The sequence below is a fragment of the Streptomyces sp. NPDC006339 genome, from assembly GCF_040612775.1.
GTDB lineage: Bacteria > Actinomycetota > Actinomycetes > Streptomycetales > Streptomycetaceae > Streptomyces.
Genome location: NZ_JBEXQW010000051.1, coordinates 24,317 through 45,641, shown reverse-complemented (window position 1 = coordinate 45,641; position 21,325 = coordinate 24,317). Strand labels below are relative to the sequence as shown.

The 21,325-nt window shown below is 71.6% G+C and carries 16 protein-coding genes; 5 read left to right on the top strand and 11 right to left on the bottom strand.

Annotated features, from left to right (window positions below; all coding sequences use genetic code 11):
• Positions 1-5 precede the first annotated feature (5 nt).
• A complete protein-coding gene (locus tag ABZ135_RS31640) occupies positions 6-332 on the bottom strand; it encodes a hypothetical protein (protein ID WP_356700599.1) in 327 nt (108 codons plus the stop codon).
• Between the two features lie 38 nt (positions 333-370).
• Between ABZ135_RS31640 and ABZ135_RS31635 the strand changes: the two genes are divergently transcribed.
• Positions 371-1,084 (top strand): TetR/AcrR family transcriptional regulator, encoded by a 714-nt coding sequence (locus ABZ135_RS31635; protein ID WP_356700597.1) that lies wholly within the window; start codon positions 371-373, stop codon positions 1,082-1,084.
• Here the strand turns inward: ABZ135_RS31635 and ABZ135_RS31630 are convergent.
• The 8 genes from ABZ135_RS31630 to ABZ135_RS31595 form a co-directional block, all read right to left on the bottom strand.
• Positions 1,069-1,401, bottom strand: a complete 333-nt coding sequence (locus ABZ135_RS31630) for an isomerase (RefSeq protein WP_356700596.1) — start codon at positions 1,399-1,401, stop codon at positions 1,069-1,071. The genes ABZ135_RS31635 and ABZ135_RS31630 overlap by 16 nt on opposite strands.
• Before the next feature lie 201 nt (positions 1,402-1,602).
• Positions 1,603-6,897, bottom strand: coding sequence for a pullulanase-type alpha-1,6-glucosidase (gene pulA / locus ABZ135_RS31625; protein ID WP_356700594.1), 5,295 nt, complete (start codon positions 6,895-6,897; stop codon positions 1,603-1,605).
• Between the two features lie 71 nt (positions 6,898-6,968).
• Entirely contained in the window at positions 6,969-8,654 is a 1,686-nt protein-coding gene (locus tag ABZ135_RS31620) for a carbohydrate-binding module family 20 domain-containing protein (protein WP_356700592.1), read from the bottom strand.
• Positions 8,655-8,789: 135 nt separating this feature from the next.
• Complete coding sequence (locus ABZ135_RS31615; protein WP_356700590.1) at positions 8,790-9,857, bottom strand: LacI family DNA-binding transcriptional regulator; 1,068 nt, start codon at positions 9,855-9,857, stop codon at positions 8,790-8,792.
• Positions 9,845-11,530, bottom strand: a complete 1,686-nt coding sequence (locus tag ABZ135_RS31610) for a glycoside hydrolase family 13 protein (protein WP_356700588.1) — start codon at positions 11,528-11,530, stop codon at positions 9,845-9,847. The genes ABZ135_RS31615 and ABZ135_RS31610 overlap by 13 nt, the downstream gene beginning before the upstream one ends.
• A 61-nt stretch (positions 11,531-11,591) precedes the next feature.
• Positions 11,592-12,431 (bottom strand): carbohydrate ABC transporter permease, encoded by an 840-nt coding sequence (locus ABZ135_RS31605; protein WP_356700615.1) that lies wholly within the window; start codon positions 12,429-12,431, stop codon positions 11,592-11,594.
• Between the two features lie 47 nt (positions 12,432-12,478).
• Positions 12,479-13,492 carry a sugar ABC transporter permease gene (locus ABZ135_RS31600; protein ID WP_356700586.1) on the bottom strand — a complete coding sequence of 338 codons (1,014 nt, stop codon included), beginning with the start codon at positions 13,490-13,492 and terminating at the stop codon, positions 12,479-12,481.
• Positions 13,493-13,523: 31 nt separating this feature from the next.
• Entirely contained in the window at positions 13,524-14,798 is a 1,275-nt protein-coding gene (locus ABZ135_RS31595) for an extracellular solute-binding protein (protein ID WP_356700584.1), read from the bottom strand.
• 304 nt (positions 14,799-15,102) lie between these two features.
• On the opposite strand from ABZ135_RS31595, the gene ABZ135_RS31590 reads away from it, so the two are divergent.
• Positions 15,103-16,146, top strand: coding sequence for a LacI family DNA-binding transcriptional regulator (locus ABZ135_RS31590; protein WP_356700582.1), 1,044 nt, complete (start codon positions 15,103-15,105; stop codon positions 16,144-16,146).
• A gap of 75 nt (positions 16,147-16,221) precedes the next feature.
• A complete protein-coding gene (locus ABZ135_RS31585) occupies positions 16,222-17,196 on the top strand; it encodes a phosphatase PAP2 family protein (protein ID WP_356700580.1) in 975 nt (324 codons plus the stop codon).
• Between the two features lie 15 nt (positions 17,197-17,211).
• Here ABZ135_RS31585 and ABZ135_RS31580 read toward each other — a convergent pair whose 3' ends face one another.
• Together ABZ135_RS31580 and ABZ135_RS31575 are read right to left on the bottom strand one after the other, a co-directional pair.
• Positions 17,212-18,786, bottom strand: a complete 1,575-nt coding sequence (locus tag ABZ135_RS31580; RefSeq protein WP_356700578.1) for an amidohydrolase — start codon at positions 18,784-18,786, stop codon at positions 17,212-17,214.
• Positions 18,690-20,279, bottom strand: coding sequence for an APC family permease (locus ABZ135_RS31575; RefSeq protein WP_356700576.1), 1,590 nt, complete (start codon positions 20,277-20,279; stop codon positions 18,690-18,692). Before ABZ135_RS31575 ends, ABZ135_RS31580 begins: the two co-directional genes overlap by 97 nt.
• A gap of 126 nt (positions 20,280-20,405) precedes the next feature.
• On the opposite strand from ABZ135_RS31575, the gene ABZ135_RS31570 reads away from it, so the two are divergent.
• Positions 20,406-21,017: a TetR/AcrR family transcriptional regulator C-terminal domain-containing protein gene (locus ABZ135_RS31570; protein ID WP_356700574.1), complete on the top strand. Its 612-nt coding sequence runs from the start codon at positions 20,406-20,408 to the stop codon at positions 21,015-21,017.
• A gap of 36 nt (positions 21,018-21,053) precedes the next feature.
• Positions 21,054-21,263 (top strand): hypothetical protein, encoded by a 210-nt coding sequence (locus tag ABZ135_RS31565; RefSeq protein ID WP_356700572.1) that lies wholly within the window; start codon positions 21,054-21,056, stop codon positions 21,261-21,263.
• Positions 21,264-21,325: the final 62 nt, after the last annotated feature.

Here is a 21,325-nt window from a genome sequence, read left to right as displayed (position 1 = left end):
AGGCCCTAGGGCAGGACCAGCCAGTCCAGGGCCAGGGCCGTGAGGAGGCCGCCCGCCAGGAGCCAGGTGGCCAGGCGGGTGCGGCCGTTGCGGGAGAGCTCGATCACGACGCCGCACAGGATCATGGCGAGTCCGTACACGCCGACGACGAGGACCGAGGTGTGGGCCGCCAGGCGGACCGCCAGGACCACGCCCATCACCACGAGCAGGACCGCGCCGACCACGACGCGCAGCAGCCGGGCCTGCCGGGGCGTGAGCCCGGTGCGCTCGGCCAGCTCGTCGGCCTCGGTCGCGGCCTCGGTCTCCGGGGTGTCCTGCTCAGAAGCACTCATGTGCCGGGAGCGTAACGGACTCCCGTTAGGCTGTTCGCATGACGACCGGGGTACGCCGCAGGATGGGCGTCGAGGAGCGCAAACAGCAGTTGATCGGGGTGGCCCTCGAGCTGTTCAGCCACCGCTCCCCCGACGAGGTCTCCATCGACGAGATCGCCGCCGCCGCGGGCATCTCCCGGCCGCTGGTCTACCACTACTTCCCCGGCAAGCAGTCCCTGTACGAGGCGGCGCTGCGCCGGGCGGCCGACGAGCTGGCGGCCCGTTTCCTGGAGCCGCCGCAGGGCCCGCTCGGCGCGCGCCTGCTGCGGGTGATGGGCCGGTTCTTCGACTTCGTCGACGACCACGGCCCGGGCTTCGCCGCGCTGATGCGGGGCGGCCCCGCGGTCGGCTCCTCGACCACCCACGCGATGATCGACGAGGTGCGGCAGGCCGCCTACGAGCAGATCCTGGCCCATCTGGAGATCGGGAAGCCGTCCGCGCGGCTCGAACTGGTCGTCCGCTCCTGGGTGTCGCTGGCCGAGTCGACGGCGCTGCTGTGGCTGGACGGCCGCCGGGTGCCGCGCGCCGAGCTGGAGTTGCAGCTCGTGCACGACTTCGCGGCACTGGCGGCGGTGAGCGCCGCGTACGACCCGGAGATGGCGGAGATCCTGGTCCGCATCCTCGCCGACGAGCCGGCCGACGGCCCGTTCGGCGACCTGGTGGCCCGGCTCGTCGCCCTCGTCCCGCAGGTGCCGGGTCAGCGCTTGGCGTAGGAGGGGTCGAGGTCGCGGACCTCGGCGGAGATGTGCACGCCCTCCCGCTCCTTGAGGTACGCGGGCACCAGCTCGACCACGGCCCGGGCCAGGCGCGCCTTGGCCTCCTCGGTGCGGCCGGCGAGCAGCGCGATCTCCACGTGGACGATGACGTCGTGGGTGCCGCCGTCGCCGACGACGAGCTCCTCGACCTCGCGGAAGCGGGTCTTGCAGGCGTCGAGTCCCGCGTCGACCGTCTCGACGACGAGCGGGTGCAGGGCGCGGGCGAAACCGCGCCGGTCGAGGGGCGCGGAGTAGTCGACGACGATCTGGGGCATGGGGTCGCTCCTGGAGGTCCGGATGTCTGGCCACAGCCTTACGGTGCGGGTCATGACGGCACAAGTGACCTTCCGGCAGGCGGACGCCCGCGGACGGCCGGCGGTACGCGGTGACGCTCATGGAGAAGGCCCTGGTGCGAGGGGGGCGCCCCCACAGGAGGGAGGCGCTCCTCGCACCAGGGCCTGGTGGTCGGGCGGGGTCTAGCGGGCCGTGAAGACCGCCACCGTGCGGGCCGGGACGGTGAAGGTGCCCGACTCCGGCTCGTAGGCGGCGGACCTGACCGTCGGGTCGGAGCCGTTCGCCTGGAGCGGGTGGAGGCGGTAGCCCTTCCCGGCCAGGGCGCCGACCGTCTGCCGCTGCCCCTGCGGGGTGGCGTTGAAGACGACGACCAGGTCGCCCAGGCGCATGGTGATCACGCCGGGGGTCTCGTCCCGCCCGGACAGCGGGAAGGACAGGGCGTCCTGGACCCGTGCGGCCGTGTCGAGGGAGAAGACCGGTTCGGTCGTACGGATCTTCTGCAGGTCCCGGTAGGCGGCGGAGGCGCCGTCGATCTCGGCGCAGCCGGCCGTCAGGTCCGGGTCGGTGAGCAGCGGCTTGCCGTAGGACCACTTGGCCTTGTTGTCGGCGGCCGGGGGCAGCCCGCGGCCGAAGCCGTTGCCGTCGCGGCAGTCCCAGTGGATGGCGTTGAACCAGTCGCCGCTGTCGTACGAGTTGCGGTCGAGGGACTTGGAGCGGAGCAGGTCGCTGCCCGCCTGGGAGAGCGCCGGGCCCTGCGAGAGGGTCGCGGTCGCCATGGCGAGGACCTGCATGCGGGCCCGGTCGGCCGGGGACGTGTCGGCCGGGAGCTTGAAGGCGAGGGCGTCGTAGAGGGTCTCGTTGTCGTGGGCGTCGGCGTAGGCGAGGGCGTCGCCGGGTGCGGCGGCGTAGCCGGCCGGGGCGCCGTTGTAGTCGACCTCGGAGCCCTTGACCGTACGCCCGGAGGTGTCGGTGAAGGTGTAGGAGGCGAGGTTGCCGGAGAGGCCGACCTTGATCAGGTCCTGGTAGTGCAGGAGCCGGGCCTTCTGCTGCTCCGGGGAGCCGTTGGCCGCCGAGGTGTTGGGGTCGGTGTACAGGCCGGAGGCGAAGCCCTGGACGCCGGGGTCCTCGTCGAAGGGGCCGCCGCCGCGAACGGCGTCGCGGGCCCGGTCGGAGAAGGTGGCGACGCCGGTGCCGGCCATGTTCTTCTGGGTGGCCTGGACGAAGCGGGCGTCGTCGGCGATCTCGCCGAAGTTCCAGCCCTCGCCGTAGAGGACGATCGCCTTGCCGTCGACGCCGTCCTTCTCGACGGTCAGCGCGTCCAGCGCCTTGCGCACGGCGAGGATGTTGTCCTTGGGGTGGTGGCCCATGAGGTCGAAGCGGAAGCCGTCGACCTTGTACTCCTTGGCCCAGGTGACGACCGAGTCGACGACCAGCTTGCCCATCATCGCGTTCTCGGGCGCGGTGTTGGCGCAGCAGGTGGAGGTGGCGACGCTGCCGTCGGCCTGGAGGCGCTGGTAGTAGCCGGGCACGATCCTGTCGAGGACGGACTTGTCGGACTGTCCGGCGGCGACGGTGTGGTTGTAGACCACGTCCATGACGGTGCGCAGGCCCTGGCCGTTGAGGGCCTGGACCATCTGCCGGAACTCGACCGTGCGGCGGGTGCCGTTCGGGTCGGTGGCGTAGGAGCCCTCGGGGACGGTGTAGTGCAGCGGGTCGTAGCCCCAGTTGTAGGCGTCCTTGGCGGCGGCCGCCGCCACGCACGCCTGCTGCTCCTCGGAGTCGGGGGCGTAGACCTTCAGGTCGCAGGCGGGTTCGGTCCGCGCGTCCTCGTCCTCCGGGATGGTGCCGATGTCGAAGGCCGGGAGGAGGTGGACGTAGGAGGTGCCGGAGTCGGCGAGGGCCTTGAGGTGCCGCGAGCCCTTGCTGTCCTTGTCGGTGAAGGCGAGGAAGGTGCCGCGGTGCTCGGGGTTCGCCGTGCGGTCCGCGATCGAGAAGTCGCGGACGTGCAGCTCCTGGATCTGGGCGTCGCGCAGCGGCACGGCGGCCGGCTTCCTCAGCGTCTTCCAGCCCTTCGGCGCGAGGGCCGGGTCGGTGAGGTCGACGGCGAGGCTGCGGGCCGAGTCGGTGGTGAGGGCGGTCGAGTACGGGTCGGTGACCTTGTTGACGACGACCTTGCCGACGCTGGGGGCCCAGACCTTCACGACGTAGCGGTACGGCTTGCCCGCCCAGGACTTCGGGCCGGTGGCCGACCAGACGCCGGAGGCGTCGTCGCGGCGCAGGGGCACGGTCCTGCCGTCGATCTCCAGGGCGACGGACTGCGCGGTGGGCGCCCACAGGGAGAGGGTGGGGCGGCCGTGGCGGAAGACGGGGCCGAGGTCGGCGCGGGTCGCCTTCGCCGCGTAGAGGTCGTCGAGGACGCCGGCGGTCTGGACGCCGGTGGCGGCGAGCAGGGCGCCGTTGGCGGCGCGCTGGGTAGCGAGGATCTGGCCGCGCAGGGCGCCGCGGACGCGGTCGGCGTCGCGCGGGTCGACGGAGAAGGCGGGGTAGTCCCTGAGGTGCGGGAAGCGCGCCTTCTGGGCGTCGGTCAGGGCGGTGGCGTTCAGTCGCAGCCAGCGGCCCTCGTCGCTGAGGGCGCCGTCGGTGACGGTGATGCCGCCGTCCTCGGCGTAGACGAGCTGCTGGCTGGTGGCGTCGGTGGCCTTCACCTTCCAGACGACGGTGTTCCGGTCGATCCACTGGGCCTCGGCCTTGGTGAGGTCGAGGTTCGGGGTGCCGCCGGCCGTCGGGAGCAGGTAGGTCGGCTGTCCGGCGAGCAGCCACACCTCGTTGCCGTGGGTGGCGAGGTCGAGGGACTGGTCGGTGGGCAGGTCCTTCTGGTCGCCCTTGTGGAGGATGTACGACAGGGTGGTCGCGCCCTGGGCGAGCGGCACCTCGTAGACGGCTCCGTAGGAGTCGACCCGGGTGGGCATCAGGGGCCGGGACCAGTCGGTGGGCTGGGCGGCGCCGGTCCACAGGTGCAGGCCCCAGCCGTCGTAGTCGCCGTCCGTCCGCTGGTAGTGGAGGACGACCTTGCTCTTGTCCTGCGGGGCGGGCGCCGGGTTGGTGTCGGACTGGCCGTCGCGGCCCTGCGTGATCCAGACCTCGCCGGTGCGGGCGAGGGTGATGCTTCGCTGCGGACCGTCGGCGGTGCCGTCCTTCTCGACGGTGTACGGGACGGTGGACGCGCCCTCTGGGACGCGGACCCAGGCGAAGGCGCCGTGGGCGTCGCGTCCGGTGAAGGCGGTCTCCTGGCCCGCGGCCTTCAGCTTCCAGCCGTCGTAGTTCCCGTCCTCGCGCCGGTAGTGGACGATCGCGTACGGGCGCTCGACGGCGACGGGCTTCTCGGGCGCGGGGGGCGCGCCGGCCGTGGTGGCGGCGAGGCTGCTCGCGGTGCGCCCGGCGGCGTCGACGACGACGGCCTTGTAGCGCAGCGGGGTGCCGGCGGGGGCCGTCACGTGCTGGGTGACCTTGTAGGGGGCGTGGTCGGCGGTGCCGAGGGTCTGCCAGCGGCCGTCGCCGACCTGGGCGGCGAACACGACCCGGTTGAGGCCGCCGCCGGTGACGTCGGCGGTGATCTCGACGGTGCCGGTGGCCCCGGCGGGCGGGGCCTTGAGAGTGACGCCGGGCGCGGCGGCCGGGGCGGGGAGCGGCGTGTCGGCCTTGAGGACCAGCGAGGACAGGGCGGGGACGGTCACGGTGACCTTGCCGTCCTCGGCGGCGACGGCGCCCCGCGTCCCGTAGAGGCCGTGGAAGCGCGCGGAGTCGACGGGGACCGTGACGGTCTTCGCCTCGGTGGCGCTGTTGGTGGCGACCAGGTACTCGACCTTGGCCTTCGGGTCCGTGCGGGTGAAGGCGTAGACGGAGCCCTCGGCGTGGCGCTCGCGCTGGACGCCGTCGCGCAGGGCCGGGTGGGCCTTGGTGAGCTTCGACAGCTCGGCGACGGACCGGTAGATCGGGTGGGTGGGGTCGTACGCGTCGGAGGCGTGGGTGCGGTCGGTGCCGAGCTGGTCGTCGTCGAGGTAGTCGGCGGCCTTCGAGCCGAAGAGGGGCTGGCGGGCGTCCTTGTCGCCGCCGGCGCCGGTGAAGCCCTGCTCGTCGCCGGAGTAGATCACCGGGTTGCCGCGGGAGAGGAACATCAGCTCGTTGGCGAGGCGGGCCCGCTGGACGAGTTCGGCGTCGGAGGCGCCCGGGTGGTCCTGCTTGAGGAAGGTCCCGATGCGGCCCATGTCGTGGTTGCCGAGGAAGGTGACCTGCTCGTAGGCGTTGGCGTGGCGAGCGATGTACTTGTAGTCGTCGGCGAAGACCCGGGCGAGCTTGTCGGCGCCGGCGCCCTGGGAGGCGAAGGCGCGGGCGGCGTCCTGGAAGGGGAAGTCGAGGGTGGCGTCGAGCCGGCCGCGGGTGACGTAGGGCGCGGTGACGGCGGTGTCGGCGGAGTAGACCTCGCCGAACATGAAGAAGTCCTCGCGGCCCCGCTTCTTGGCGTAGGCGTCGAGCGCGGTGGCCCACTGGGTCCAGAAGCCGAGGTCGACGTGCTTGACGGTGTCGATGCGGAAGCCGTCGATGTCGAAGTCGTGGACCCACTTCTCGTAGATCCGCTTCATGCCCTCGACGACCTCGGGGCGCTCGGTCCACAGGTCGTCGAGGCCGACGAAGTCGCCGTACTCGGCGGACTCGCCGGCCCAGGTGGAGTCGCCCCGGTTGTGGTACATCGTGGGGTCGTTGAGCCAGGCCGGGACCTTGGTGCCGGCCTTCTCGACGGGCGTGTACGGGAAGGAGTCCGCGTCCACCTCGGTCCGCGGGGCCGTCCGGTCGTCGAAGGGGCGGCCGGTGGGGTCGAGGTAGGGGTAGGCGCCCTTGGGGCGGTAGCCGTACTTCTTCTCGGCGTAGTCGACGGTGTCGGCGGTGTGGTTGGTGATGACGTCGAAGAAGACCTTCATGCCCTTGGCGTGGGCGGCGGCGATCAGCCGCTTCAGGTCCTCGTTGGTGCCGAAGTGCGGGTCGACCTGGGTGAAGTCGGTGATCCAGTAGCCGTGGTAGCCCGCGCTGGCGTCCTTGCCCTCGCCCTGGACGGGCCGGTTCTTGAAGATCGGCGCCATCCAGAGGGCGGTGGTGCCCAGGCCCTTGATGTAGTCGAGCCGCTCGGTGAGGCCCTTGAGGTCGCCGCCCTGGTAGAAGCCCTTGTCGCTCGGGTCGAAGCCGGTGGCGGTGCGGGAGCCGGTGAGGCCGCCGCGGTCGTTGCCGGTGTCGCCGTTGGCGAAGCGGTCGGGCAGCACGAAGTAGAACTGCTCGCGGGTCAGGTCGTGGCGGGCCGGGGTGGCGGCGAGCGCCCGGTCGGAGGGCGGGGCGGGGGGCCGTGGCGCGGCCGTCGCGGGGACGGCGGGCACGAGGGCGGCGCACAGGGCGGCGGCCAGCGCGACCGCCGTTCTCTTGCGTGTCACGGGGGTGCTCCCAGGAGGTACGGGAAGAGAGGGCCGCCCCGGGCGGGGCGGCCCTTTGCGGTGGGAGGGGCTCAGGTGCGGAAGGTGTCGTTCAGGACGATCTGGCCGGAGGCGGGGACGGTCGCGGTGCGGTTGGCACCGGACTCCCAGGTGACGTTCCCCGCGGCGTCCTTGCGGATGTACTTGTACTCGAAGGCCGTGCCGGCGGGCAGGGAGACGGCGAGCTTCCAGACGGGGTAGGCGGCCGGGTCGAGCTTGGGGGCGGCGGCCGTGGACCAGTTGCCGAGCTCGGGGCGGTTGCCGACGACGTGGATGTGCTGGCCCACGGTGGTGGTGGCGTTCACGTGGAAGGCGGCGCCGGCCGTCGCGGGCTGGGAGGCGCAGTTCATGGCGCCGGTGTGCAGGGCGAGCGCGGTGTCGGCGCCGAGGGTGGCCGTGAACTGGCCGGACGCGTTCACCGTCACGGCCGTGTTGCTCTGCACGTCGCAGTAGGTGCCGGCGGGCAGCGAGGTCTGGAAGGTGCGGGTGAGGGCGGAGGACTCGTGGTTGATGGCCACGTACGCCTTGGTGCCGCGGCCGAACGCGATCGCGTTGTTGCCGTTGTCCCACCAGTCGGTGACGCCCTGGCCGCGGGCGGTGTTGCGGAAGGCGACCATGGAGGCGATCTCGCGCCAGGCGTGCTGGCACTTCCAGCCGTTGCTGTAGCAGGCGGAGACCTGGTGGCCGTTCGGGGCGCCGGCGTCCTTGTCGGTCCACTCGTAGCCGGAGTGGACGTCCGGGGAGCCGTAGGGCCAGGCCAGCATGAAGACGGAGGCGAGGGTGTACGGAGCACCGCTCTTGTAGTTCAGGGTGTCGCCGCCGCGCTCGGTGTCGTGGTTGTCGACGAAGACGCCGGACTGGCCGGAGGGCATGTAGCCCCACGCCTCGCCGAAGTTCTTGAGGTAGGCGAGCTTCTCGTTCTGCAGGACCCGCTTGAGGTCGCGGGCGTAGCGGAATTCCTGGACGTCGCCGTTGCCGAGGTACTCGCTCGGCGAGACGGCCTCGCCCGCGCCGAAGATGGCCTCCTGCTTCCAGTAGACGGAAGGATTCGTCAGCCGGGACTTGATGTCGGCGAGGTCGGCGGCCGGCATGTGCTTGGCGGCGTCGACGCGGAAGCCGTCGACGCCGAGGCTCAGCAGGTCGTTCATGTACGCGGCTATCCGGCCGCGCACCCAGTCCTCGCCGGTGTCGAGGTCGGGCAGGCCGACGAGCTCGCAGTTCTGGACGTCGGCGCGGTTCTGGTAGTTCGAGATGACCGTGCGGCAGTCGTCCATGTCGGCGCCGGAGTAGAGGCCCGGGTAGGCGTACTTGGAGAACGAGGTGCCGCCCGTTCCCGTGCCCGAGGAGTTCGCCATGTGGTTGATGACGGTGTCGGCGACCACCTTCACGCCGGCGGCGTGGCAGGTGTCGACCATGCTCTTGAAGGCGGCGCGGTCGCCCAGCGGGCCGGCGATCTTGTAGCTGACGGGCTGGTAGGCGGTCCACCACTGGGGGCCCTGGATGCGCTCCTGGGGCGGTGAGACCTGCACGTAGCCGTAGCCGGCCGGGCCGAGCTGGTCGGTGCACGCCTTGGCCACGGAGGCGAAGTTCCACTCGAACATCACCGCGGTGACGTCCTTCGGGCCGGGCGCGGCCGCCTGGGCGGCGGGCGGTGCCGTGACGGCCACAGCGGCTCCTGCCACAAGGGCGAGTGCAGCGGCCACGGTCTTCCTTGCCATGTTTCCTCCTGTACGACGTCCCTGTCGCAAGAAGTTGCCGAAAACGTCAGCAACTGTTTTCAGCCGCGACCGTAGGGGCGCACAGGCGTGCGGTCAATACTTCAAACAACCGAACGCGAAAGGTTGTGCAAGGAGTTACGAAACGGAGGACGGCGGCTGGGCCGTGGAACCGCGCACGACCAGCTCCGGCTGGAACACGAACTCCGTGCGCTGGACCGGGTTTCCCTCGATCTCCTCCAGGAGCGTGCCGACCGCGGCCGTCGCCATCGCCTGCACCGGCTGGCGCACGGTGGTCAGCGGCGGGTCGGTGAACGCGATCAGCGGGGAGTCGTCGAAGCCGACGACCGACACGTCCCGGGGCACGTCGAGGCCCCGGCCGCGGGCCGCCCTGACCACCCCGAGGGCCATCAGGTCCGAGCCGCAGACGATGCCGGTGCAGCCCTCGTCGAGCAGCAGATCGGCGGCGGCGTGCCCGCCCTCCACGCCGAACAGGGTGGGCCGCACGAACCGTTCGGCCCACACCCGCTCCACGCCCAACTGCTCGCGCAGCTCGGCGACGAAGCCCTCGGCCTTGCGGCGCGAGGGGACGTAGCGGGTCGGTCCGATGGCGAGCCCGATGCGCTCGTGGCCGAGTTCGAGCAGATGCCGTACGGCCATCCGGGCCGCGGCCCGGTCGTCCGGCGAGACGAAGTTGGCGTCGACGTGCTCGTTGAAGCCGTTGATGAGGACGAAGGGCACCCCGCGGGCGGCCAGCCGCGTGTAGCGGACCGGGTCGGCGCTCGCGTCGGCGTGCAGCCCGGACAGGAAGAGGATGCCGGACACCCCGCGCTCCACGAGCTGCTCGACCAGCTCGTCCTCGGTGGCGCCGCCCGGCATCTGGGTGCACAGCACGGGCGTGTAGCCGTGCCCGGCCAGGACCTGCTCGATGACCTGCGCGAAGGCCGGGAAGATGGGGTTGGTCAGCTCGGGCACGACCAGGCCGATCAGGCCCGCGCTGCGCCGTTTGAGCCGTACCGGACGCTCGTAGCCCAGCACGTCGAGGGCGGCGAGCACCTTGTGCCGGGTCGCGCCGGCCACCCCCGCCTTGCCGTTGAGGACCCGGCTGACGGTGGCCTCGCTCACCCCGGACTGGGCCGCGATGTCCGCGAGCCGCGGGGCGCCCCCTCCGGCGCCCCGCGGCAGAGGGATCGTCACACCGCCCACCAGGCGGTGGTGTCGGCGGGCACGACGGCGGTGTCCTCGCCGTCGGCAGCGACGATCAGGACCTCCTCACTGGAGGAGAGGAGCAGCCGGCCGGGCAGCGGGACGGTGATGGCCCGGCCGGTGGTGTTGGCGGTGCAGACGAATCCGTCGCGGCGGAAGGAGAGCACACCCTCGGGTGCCTCCAGCCACTCCACGGACTCGCCCGCACCGAGTTCGGGGCGCTCGCGGCGCACGGCGAGCGCGCTGCGGTACAGCTCCAGGGTGGAGGTGGGGTCGCCGGTCTGCGCCTCGACGCTCAGGGCTCCCCAGGTGGCCGGCTGCGGCAGCCAGGAGCCGCCGGCGCCGAAGCCGTACGAGCTGCCTTCGACGGTCCACGGGATCGGCACCCGGCAGCCGTCGCGGAAGCCGTCCTGGCCGGTGGCCCGGAAGAACGACGGGTCCTGGCGGACCTCGTCGGGCAGGTCGGTGACGTCCGGCAGGCCGAGCTCCTCGCCCTGGTAGACGTAGGCGGAGCCGGGCAGCGCCAGCATCAGCAGGGTCGCGGCGCGGGCCCGGCGCAGACCGAGCGCGCGGTCGCCGGGGGTGCGCAACTGGGTTCCGAGGCCCGCCGGGTTGGCGAAGCGGGTGGCGTGCCGGGTGACGTCGTGGTTGGAAAGCACCCAGGTGGTGGGCGCGCCGACCGGGCGCATCGCGGCGAGCGAGGCGTCGATGACGGTCCGCAGCTCGGCCGCGTCCCAGTGGGTGCCCAGGTACTGGAAGTTGAACGCCTGGTGCATCTCGTCGGGGCGCACGTAGTTCGCGGTGCGCTCGACGGTCGGGGTCCACGCCTCGGCGACGAGGACGCGCTCCCCGTCGTACTCGGCGAGGACGTCGCGCCAGGAACGGTAGATCTCGTGGACGCCGTCCTGGTCGAAGAACGGCATGACGTCGTTGCCGAGCAGCTTGAGCTGGTCGTGCGCGCCGATGTCGGGCAGTCCTTCGGCCTTGACCAGGCCGTGGGCGACGTCGACGCGGAAGCCGTCCACGCCCATGTCGAGCCAGAAGCGCAGGATCGAGCGGAACTCGTCGCGGACGGCCGGGTGCTCCCAGTTGAAGTCGGGCTGCTCGGGCGCGAAGAGGTGGAGGTACCAGTCGCCGGGGGTGCCGTCCGGGTTCTCCGTACGGGTCCAGGCCGGGCCGCCGAAGATGGACTCCCAGTCGTTGGGCGGGAGTTCGCCGTTCTTCCCCTTGCCGGGGCGGAAGTGGTAGCGCTCGCGCAGCGGGGAGCCGGGGCCCTCGCGCAGGGCGCGCTGGAACCACTCGTGCTGGTCGGAGGAGTGGTTGGGGACCAGGTCGACGATGATCCGCAGGCCCAGTTCGTGGGCCTCGCGGATGACGGCGTCGGCGTCGTGGAGCGTGCCGAACATGGGGTCGATGGCCCGGTAGTCGGCGACGTCGTAGCCGGCGTCGGCCTGCGGGGAGGCGTAGAAGGGGGAGAGCCAGACGGCGTCGACGCCGAGTTCCCTGAGGTACGGAAGCCGGCTGCGGATGCCCTCCAGGTCGCCCATGCCGTCGCCGTTGCCGTCGGCGAAGCTGCGGGGGTAGACCTGGTAGATCACCGCGTCTCTCCACCAGCCCGACTGCGTGCCGGTGAGAGGAGCGGCGTCGGCGGGGGCGGCGAGGTGCTGGGTCATGTCTTCCTTGTGTCTCGTAAGGACATTCGTACGCGGACTCGGCTGCGGGGCCGGTGGGTGCTCAGCCCTTGACGGCGCCGGCGGACATGCCGGTCACCAGGTGGCGCTGGGCGAAGAGGAACACCAGGGCGGCCGGGATCGCGATGAGGACGGAGGCCGCGGTCATCGGGCCCCACTGGGCGCCGTACTGGTTGACGAACTTCTGCAGTCCGCCGGCGAGGGTCATGTTCTCGTCGCCGACCATGAAGGCGGAGGCGTAGGCGACCTCGCCCCAGGCGGTGATGAAGGAGTAGAAGGCGGTCACCGCGATGCCCGGCTTGGCGAGCGGCAGGATCAGCCGCCAGAAGGTGCCGAACGGGGTGAGGCCGTCGACGTACCCCGACTCGTCGATCTCCTTCGGGATGGTGTCGAAGAAGCCCTTCATCATCCAGGCGCAGAACGGGACGGCGATGGTCAGGTAGGTGATGACCAGGCCGGTCGAGGTGTTGAGCAGGCCCATCGACGCCATGATGTTGTAGATCGGCACGATGAGGACGGCGACCGGGAACATCTGGGTGATGAGCAGCGTCCACATCAGTCCGCGCTTGCCGGGGAAGCGGAAGCGGCTGACGGCGTAGCCGGTGGTGGAGGCGACGAAGACGCCGAGCAGGGTGGTGAGGGCGGCGACGAGCAGCGAGTTGCCGAACCAGGTGAGGAACGGGGTGTCGCTCAGCAGGTTCGTGTAGTTCTGGAGCGTCGTCTCCTTCACGAAGTCCGTGGTGGTGGCGTACTTCGCGGGCTTGAGCGAGGTCAGCAGGACCCACAGCACCGGGAAGACGGCGATCACGGAGGCGACGATCAGGGTGAGGTGCAGCCCGGCGGAGGCGAGCGGGGAGCGGCGGCCGCGGCGCGGCGCGCGCACCGGAGCCTTGGCCGGCTTCCCGGCCGGGGCGGGGGCGGTTGCGGTGGTCACCAGACTTCTCCCTGCTTGCGGAGGACCCGCCGGTAGACCGCGGCGAAGACCATCAGGAGGATCAGGATCAGCACGCCCCACGTGGAGGACTGCGCGTAGTCGCGGGGGCTGATCTCGAAGGAGAACTTGTACGCCTGGGTCACCAGGATCTGGGTGGCCTCGCCGGGACCGCCCCGGGTGAGCAGGAAGATCACCGGGAACATGTTGAAGGTCCAGATGGTGCTGAGCAGGATCACCGTCGTGGAGACCGAGCGCAGCCCGGGCAGGGTGATGTGCCGGAAGCGCTGCCAGGCGTTCGCGCCGTCCATCTCGGCGGCCTCGTACATCTCGGAGGGGATGGACTGCAGACCGCCGAGCAGGGCGACCATCATGAACGGCACGCCGAGCCAGACGTTGACGGCGATGACCGAGAACTTGGCCCAGGTGGGGTCGTTGAGCCACGGCACGGCGTCGATGCCGCCGCCCGCGAGGAGCTGGTTGAGGATGCCGCGGCGCTCGTCGTAGAGGAAGCGCCAGGCGAAGACGGAGACGAAGCCGGGCACGGCCCAGGGAAGGATGAGCAGCATCCGGTAGACGGAGCGGGCGGCCATCTTCCGGTTGAGCATGTTGGCGAGCACCAGGCCGAGGCCGAAGGTCACCGAGACGCAGGCGACCGTCCACACAAGCGTCCAGCCCAGCGTGCCGAGGAACTGGCTGCCGGTGAGGGCGTCGGCGTAGTTGTCGAGGCCGACGAACTCGTAGCTCGCGGGAATGTGGTTGACGCCGATGGAACGCTCGACGTTGCGTTCGTTGGCGTCGGTGAGCGACAACCAGATGCCGCGGACCAGCGGATATCCGATGATCACGCCGATCACGATCACCACCGGGGCGACCATCGCCCAGGCGTACCAGTGGGTGGAGAGGGATCGCTTCACCGGTCCCCGCCGGTGGCCAGTTCCGCGGCTCCGGCCGCGGGCGACGTCGTCGCCCGCGGCCTTCGCCACCGACTGGCTGCTGGTGTCCACAGCCATCAGCCGGTCTGCCTTCCTTCCCGCTTCCGTGTTACTTCCAGTCCTTCAGGAGCTTGCGGTAGGAGTCGCCCGCCGTCTTCGCTCCCTGCTCCGGGGTGGTCTGGTTGGTGAGGACCTTGGTGTATTCGGTGACCAGCGGGGCGAAGAGGCTGCCGGTCTCCGGGATCCAGGGGCGCTCGACGGCCCTCTGGACGACCGGCTTGAAGAAGGTGATCATCGGGTTCATGGCCACCTCGGTCTTGCCGTAGACCGACGTGCGGGTCGGCAGCAGGCTGAGCTCCTTGGCGAACTGGGCCTGGACCTCGGGCGAGCTCATGTACTCGACGAAGGCGTAGGAGGCGTCCAGGTTCTTGGAGCCGGCGTAGACGGCGAGGTTGTGGCCGCCCTGCGGGGCGCCCTGGCCTGCCGAGCCGGCCGGGACCGGGGCGATGCCCAGGTTCGCCTTGTCGGCGAACTCCTTGCCGGTGTAGGTGTCGGCGACGGCCCACGGGCCGTTGATCATCATGGCGACCTTGCCGTCCTTGAAGGCGGCCTGCATGTTGTCCCAGCCGTTGGTCGCGTCGGTGATCGCGGCCTTGGAGTCCACCAGGTCCTTGACGGTCTTCATCGCCTTGACGCCGGCGGCGTTGTCGATCGTGACCGTCTTGGTGTCGGCGTTGACCAGGTCGCCGCCCTCGCCGTACAGGAAGGACAGGAACCAGTAGGCGTCGTCGCCGCGCAGGTAGAGGCCGGTCTTGCCGGTCTTCTGCTTGATCTTGGCGGAGACGGCCTTGAGCTCGTCGACGGTCTTGGGGACCTCGACACCGGCCTCCTTGAAGATCTTCTTGTTGTAGAAGATGCCCATGGAGTCGATGACCTGCGGCACGGCGTAGGTCTTGCCGTTGTACTTGGTGGAGGCGGCGGCCTGCTTGAAGAAGTCGTCCTCGTCCTTCAGGGCGGGGGTGCCGTCCAGCGGGGCGAGGTAACCGAGGTTCGCGAAGTCCGGGGTCCAGGCGACCTCGGCGCGGATCACGTCGGGGGCGCCGGAGCCCGACTGGGCCGCGTTCTTGAACTTGTTCTGGGCGTCGCCGAACGGCACGTTGACGTACTTGATCTTCACCTTGGGGTGCTTCTTGGTGAAGTCCTCGGCGATCTTCTTGAAGACCTTGTCCTCGGAGCCGACCGTGGAGGTGTCCCACCAGGTGACCGTGCCGGAGAGCTCGCCCGAGCCCTTCGTACCGCCGGTGGATCCGCTGTCGCTGCCGCACGCCGCCAGGGTCACGCCCAGGGCCGCGACCAGCGCGGTGGCCGCTATGCCACGCCGCATGTGAACTCCTTCAAATGGTCCCGGTGAGAACGAGGGGCTGGAACCTTCCTCATGCGACCGCTCCCTCGCGGCGCGCCGGGTTGGCAGGAACGTAACAGGGATGAAAACGAGCCGAAAGACCTTGCGGGAAATTTCTGCAAGACCCGGGGATCGTTACATCCGTGTGTCCCTAAGGTTGCCGACGAGCCGCTTGACAGTCACGGGACGACGTCCCCTCTTGCAAGAACTTGCACAGGTCCCCCGCGGGCGGCCGGAAACCGCGCACGGTGGGCAATCCGGCGCCCGACCGGTACAGTCCACTCCCATGACCGCGCGGCTCGCCGACATCGCAGCCCAGGCGGGGGTCAGTGAAGCCACAGTCAGCCGCGTGCTCAACGGCAAGCCCGGTGTGGCCGCGGCCACCCGTGAATCCGTGCTCGCCGCACTCGACGTGCTCGGCTACGAGCGCCCGGTCCGGCTGCGCCAGCGCAGCGCCGGCCTCGTCGGCCTCATAACCCCCGAACTGGACAACCCGATCTTCCCCGCGCTCGCGCAGGTCATCGGGCAGGCCCTCACCCGGCAGGGATACACCCCCGTGCTCGCCACCCAGACCCCCGGCGGGTCCACGGAGGACGAGCTCACCGACATGCTCGTGGAGCGCGGCGTCGCGGGGATCATCTTCGTCTCCGGACTGCACGCCGACACCACCGCCGACACCACCCGCTACGACCAGTTGCGCGGCAAGGGCGTCCCGTACGTCCTCATCAACGGCTTCTCGCCCAAGGTGCAGGCCCCCTTCGTCTCCCCCGACGACCGGGCCGCGATGGTGCTCGCCGTGACGCACCTGGCGGCGCTCGGCCACACCCGGATCGGGCTCGCCGTCGGCCCCAAGCGCTTCGTGCCGGTGCTGCGCAAGATCGAGGGCTTCCGCAAGGGCATGCAGGAGCGGCTCGGGCTCGCCCCCGAGGAGGCCGAGGAGCTGATCCAGCACTCCCTCTACACCCTGGAGGGCGGCCAGGCCGCCGCCGCCGCGCTCATCGCCCGGGGCTGCACCGCGATCGTCTGCGCCAGCGACATGATGGCGCTCGGCGCGATCCGGGCCGCCCGGCAGCAGGGCCTCCAGGTGCCGAAGGACGTCTCGGTCGTCGGTTTCGACGACTCGCCCCTCATAGCGTTCACCGATCCGCCGCTGACCACCATCCGGCAGCCGGTGCAGGCCATGGGGCAGGCGGCGGTGCGGGCCCTCCTGGAGGAGGTCGGCGGCACCCCCGCCCCGCACAGCGAGTTCGTGTTCATGCCCGAACTGGTCGTGCGCGGCTCCACCGCCTCGGCCCCTAGCGCACCCCCTACGGCACTCCCTACGCCTTAAGGCGGACCGGGTGCGCCCCGTACCCGACCGAGGGATGATCGGTCGAGGGGACGGGATCTGGCAGACTCTCGACCTATGGGTGAAACGACCGTGAAGACCTCGGAACGTCGGACGACCCCGTCGTCACCCATCGTGGCCGGCGGCGGCTGGGCGCGGCTTCGCCTCCGCGCGCCCCGGCGGCCGCGGATCTGGTTCGAGATCCTGCTCATCGCCGTCAGCTACTGGACCTATTCGCTCATCCGCAACGCGGTGCCCGAGCAGAAGGCCCAGGCGCTCAGGAACGCCGACTGGATCTGGCAGGCCGAGCACTCGCTCGGCCTGGCCTTCGAGCACACCGTCAACCACGCCGTGAACTCGGTGACATGGCTGATCGTGTCCATGAACTACTACTACGCGACGCTGCACTTCATCGTGACGATCGGTGTGCTGGTGTGGCTGTACCGATGGCAGCCGGGCCGTTACGCGGCGTTCCGCACGGTCCTGTTCGCCACCACCGGCGTGGCCCTGGTCGGCTATTACCTGTATCCGCTGGCCCCGCCGCGGCTCATGAACGGGCAGAACTTCGTCGACACCGTGCTCGTGCACCACACCTGGGGCTCGATGGCCTCGGGCAACCTCAAGCAGATGTCCAACCAGTACGCGGCGATGCCGTCGATGCACATCGGCTGGTCGCTGTGGTGCGGCGTGACCATCTTCCTGCTCGCCAAGGCGCCCTGGGCGCGGATCCTGGGCCTGGTCTACCCGGCGGCGACCCTGGTCGTCATCGTGGCCACCGCCAACCACTTCTGGCTCGACGCGGTGGGCGGCGTGATCTGCCTGGCCTTCGGCTTCGCGGTCAGTTACGTCTGGTACGGCTCGCGCCCGCACCGCCTGCCCAAGCTGGTGGAACCGTTCACGGCCCCGGCCGTCTCGGCCCCACAGGGGGTCCCCGCGGGCGGCCCGCCGCCGGTGCGGGTGGCGGCGGACCGCGACGCGTCCGAGGAGATCGCGCGGATCGGAGAGCCCGAGGACACCGAGGACGCTCCGGAGCCGCTCAGCTCCGCCAGGTGATCCGGGCGGCAGCGCTCAGTTCCGCCAGGTGATCCGGCCGCCGGCGACGGTGAGGCGGACCGGAGCGTCGGCGGTCTCGTCGGCCGGGGCGTCGACCGGGTCGACGGCGAACGCGGTGAGGTCCGCCCGCAGGCCCGGGGCGATCCGGCCGCCGAGGCGCTCCTCCCCCGCCGCCAGGGCCGCGTGCGTGGTCATGCCCTCCAGGGCCATCAGACCGGTCAGACCGGGCCGGGCCGAGGCGGCGCCGCGCGGGGACCGCGCCGTGGCGAGCACCTGACGGGCGTCGTGGTGGGCGATGGGCCAGTCCGAGCCGAGCGCCAGGGTCGCGCCCGCCTCCCGCAGGTCCCGGCAGCGCCAGGCCCGCTCCGCCCGCTCCTCGCCGAGCCGCTTCGACCACTCGTCGGTGTGGTCGGCGCGGGTGTACGCGGTGTGCGGGGGCTGCATGGAGGCAACCACGCCGAGCGCGGCGAAGCGGCCGAGCTGGTCGTCGGGGACGGTCTCGATGTGCTCGATCCGGTGCCGGGGGCCGCCGCCGGGCAGGCCCTCCACGGTGTCGAGGACGTGCCGGACGGCGGCGTCGCCGATGGCGTGCGTGGCGGTGCCGACACCCGCGCGGTGGAGGTGGCGTACGGCGGCGGAGTACGCGGCCGGGTCGGGCCAGAAGGCGTCGGTGCCCTGGCCGTGGCAGTCGGCGTGCTCCAGCCAGGCGGTGCCGCCCTCGACGGTGCCGTCCATGAAGAACTTGACCCCGCCGATCCGCCACAGCCGCCCGGCCCGCTCCTGGAGCCGGACCAGACCGTCCAGCTCCTCGGTGGTCGCGCCGGGCATGCACCAGGGCGCGAGGCGCAGCCGCAGCGGCAGGTCGCCGTCGTCCTCGATCGCGGCGAGCAGGCCGGGGACGTCGTGGCCGCCGAGGTCCATGACATGGGCGCCGGTGAGTCCGGTGGCGGCCATGGCGGACAGCAGCTCGACGAGCCGGTCGCGGCGCTCGGCGTAGGACTGGGCCGGGAGCACGGGCGTCATCAGGTCCATGGCGGCGTGCTCGTTCAGGTGCCCGGTGGGGCGGCCCTCGGCGTCGCACACCACCTCGGAGCGCTGGGCGAAGGCACGCGGCCCGTCGATGCCGGCGGCCCGGAGCGCGGCGGCGCTGACGAGGGCGGAGTGCCCGTCGTACAGCCGGAGGAAGGCGGGGGCGCCGTCGAGGACGTCCTCGATCAGCTCGCGGTGCACGGGCCGGCCGCCGAAGACGTTGTGGTCGAGGCCGAAGCCGAGGACCCAGCCGTCGCGGCGTTCGGCGGCCTTGAGCGCGGCGCGCAGTCCGTCGAGGTCGGTGACGGCGGACAGGTCGGTGCCGGTGAACATCTCCAGGCCCCACACGGGGTGGCTGTGGGCGTCGGTGAGTCCGGGGGTGAGGGTGGCGCCGGCGAGGTCGACGACCTCGGTGCGGGGCCCGCGCCAGGCGCGGGCGTCGGTGTCGTCGCCGAGGGCGGTGATCAGTCCGCCGCGGACGGCGACGGCCGTGTGCCGGGAGAGCTCGGGGGTGCGGACGCGGGCGTGGACGAGGACGAGGTCGGGAGGGAGGTCGGGCACGGGGTGTCTCCGGAGGGCGTGGGTTCGGCGGCGGGGTCGGCTGCGGGCGTGGCGGCGGGTTCGGCGGCGAAGCCGGCGTAGACCTCGGGGCGGGTGCGGCGCAGCCGGGCGGCGAGCAGGAGCCCGAGGACGAGGACGGCGGGGACGACGGCGACGAGGACCGTGTTGACGGTGGGCGAGGCACCGGTGAAGAGCGCGACCTTGCTGGTGACCAGCCACAGCGCGACGGCGAGCAGCACGGCGGCGGTGACGGGCGCGACGAGGGTGCGCAGGACGCCCTCCTGGTGCGGGACGCGCCGGAAGTAGCGGATGACGGCGAGGGCGGCGAGCAGCATGAGCGCCATCAGGCCGAGCATGCCGGGGGTGTTCACCCACAGCAGGAGCTGGGTGTACGGGTCGGCGCCGGCGGCCGCGAAGCCGAGGACCACGACCGCGCCGAGCACGGTCTGGGCGATGCCGGCGACGTACGGGGAGCGGTGGCGGGGGTGGATCCGGCCGAGGGCGGCGGGCAGGACGCCCTCCTCGGCGAGGGCGAGGGCGTAGCGGTTGATGGCGTTGTGGAAGGCGAGGAGCGAGGCGATGATGCTGGTCACGATGAAGACGTGCATCAGGTCGGCGGCCCAGTCCCCCACGTAGGTGGTGATGGCGGCGAAGAAGAGTCCGCCGGTGTCGTCGGCCGCGGCCGCGACGACCTTGTCGTCGCCGAACGCCTGGATGACGGTCCAGACGACGAAGGCGTAGAAGAGCCCGAGGAAGCCGACCGCGATGTAGGTGGCGCGCGGGATGGTGCGGGCCGGGTCGCGGGCCTCGCGGCGGTAGATCACGGTCGACTCGAAGCCGGTGAAGGCCGAGAAGGCGAAGGCGAGGACGGCGGCGGTGCCGGGCACGAGCACGTTGCCGGGCGCGAAGGAGGCCAGGGAGAGTCCGTCGGCGCCGCCGTCGAGGAGGACGCCTCCGGCGAGGAGCACGAGGACGCCGGTCTCGGCGACGAGCAGGACGCCGAGGACCTTGGCGCCGAAGTCGATGGAGCGGTAGCCGCCGTACCAGATGAGCAGCAGCCCGGCGAGGGCGATCGGCAGCCAGGGCGGGTCGGTGCCGACGAGGGCGTGGGTGGTGTCGGCGGTGGCGGAGCCGAGGAGTCCGTAGACGCCGATCTCCATGCCGTTGTAGCCGACCATCGCGATGAGGGCGGCGGCGATGCCGAGCGGCTTGCCGAGGCCGCGGGTGATGTACGCGTAGAAGGCGCCGGCGTTGCGGACGTGCCGGCTCATGGCGGTGAAGCCGACGGCGAAGATCGCGAGGGTGATGCCGGCGAGGAGATAGCCGGCGGGGGCGCCGATGCCGCCGAGGACGAGGGCGATGGGGGCGACGCCGGCCATGACGGTGAGCGGGGCGGCGGCCGAGACGACGAAGAAGGAGATGTCGGCGGTGCTGAGGGTGCCGGTGCGCAGGCCGGGTGGCTCGTCGGGGGCGGGGGAGCTGCTGGAGGACATGCGGGGAGAAGCCCTTCTGGAGGGACGGGGCGAGACGAAAACCTAAAGCCTTTCGGTTGACTGGTGTGGCGCAATGTAGCCTCGGGTCCGACGATTCGGGAAGACCTGAAAAGGGAGAAGACCTGCATGGGCCGGCCGCGCACGCCCCTCCTCGACCGGGAGCGCATCACCACGACGGCGCTTCGACTCGTCGACGAGCAGGGCGACTTCAGCGTCCCGCAGATCGCGCGGAGGCTGGGGGCGCAGACGGCGTCGGTGTACCACCATGTGGACGGCCGGGACGGCATCGTGGAGCTGCTGCGGGAGCGGGTGTGCGACGCCATCGACGACGCGGCGCTCGACCGGGAGCCCTGGGACGCGGCCATGGCGGCCTGGGCCCGCTCCTACCGGGCCGCCTTCGCCGCCCATCCGCGCGCGATCCCGCTCCTGACGACGTCGCCGGTGCGCGCGCCGAAGGTCCTCCTCCAGTACGAGAAGGCGGTCGTCCGGCTGCTCGCGGCGGGCTTCCCGCTCGCGGACGTGATGCCGGTGATCATCGGCCTGGAGAACCTGGTCCTCGGGTCGGCCCTCGACATGGCGGCCCCCGAGATGATGTGGGAGCTCGCCGACGAGACGGCCACACCGCGCCTGGCCGCCGCGCTGGCCGCGGTCGCCGGCGGCCGCTCCGACGCCTCCTTCGAGCTGGCCCTCGACGGCTACCTGGCCCGGTGCCGACGACTCCTGGCCACCTCGGCCTGAGACGATGGGGCCGACCGTCAACGAAGGGCGACCCCCATGACCCTGCTCATCCTCTCCGGCGTCCTCGCCCTCGTCGTCGCGGGCTGCGTCTGCGTCGTCTGGTCCACCCGCGGCGGCCCCCGCTGGACCCGCGCCGTGGCCAAGGCCACCCTGGCCGCCTCGGACGCGACCCGCGCGGCCCAGCGGACGAGCCGCAAGGGCGGCAACGGAAACAACGAGACGCCGGGGCCGAGCGACGGGAACTAGGCCGTGTCCGGCCCGGTACGGGCGGGACGGGGGCCATCGCACCGCGGCGAGCTGCCGGCCGC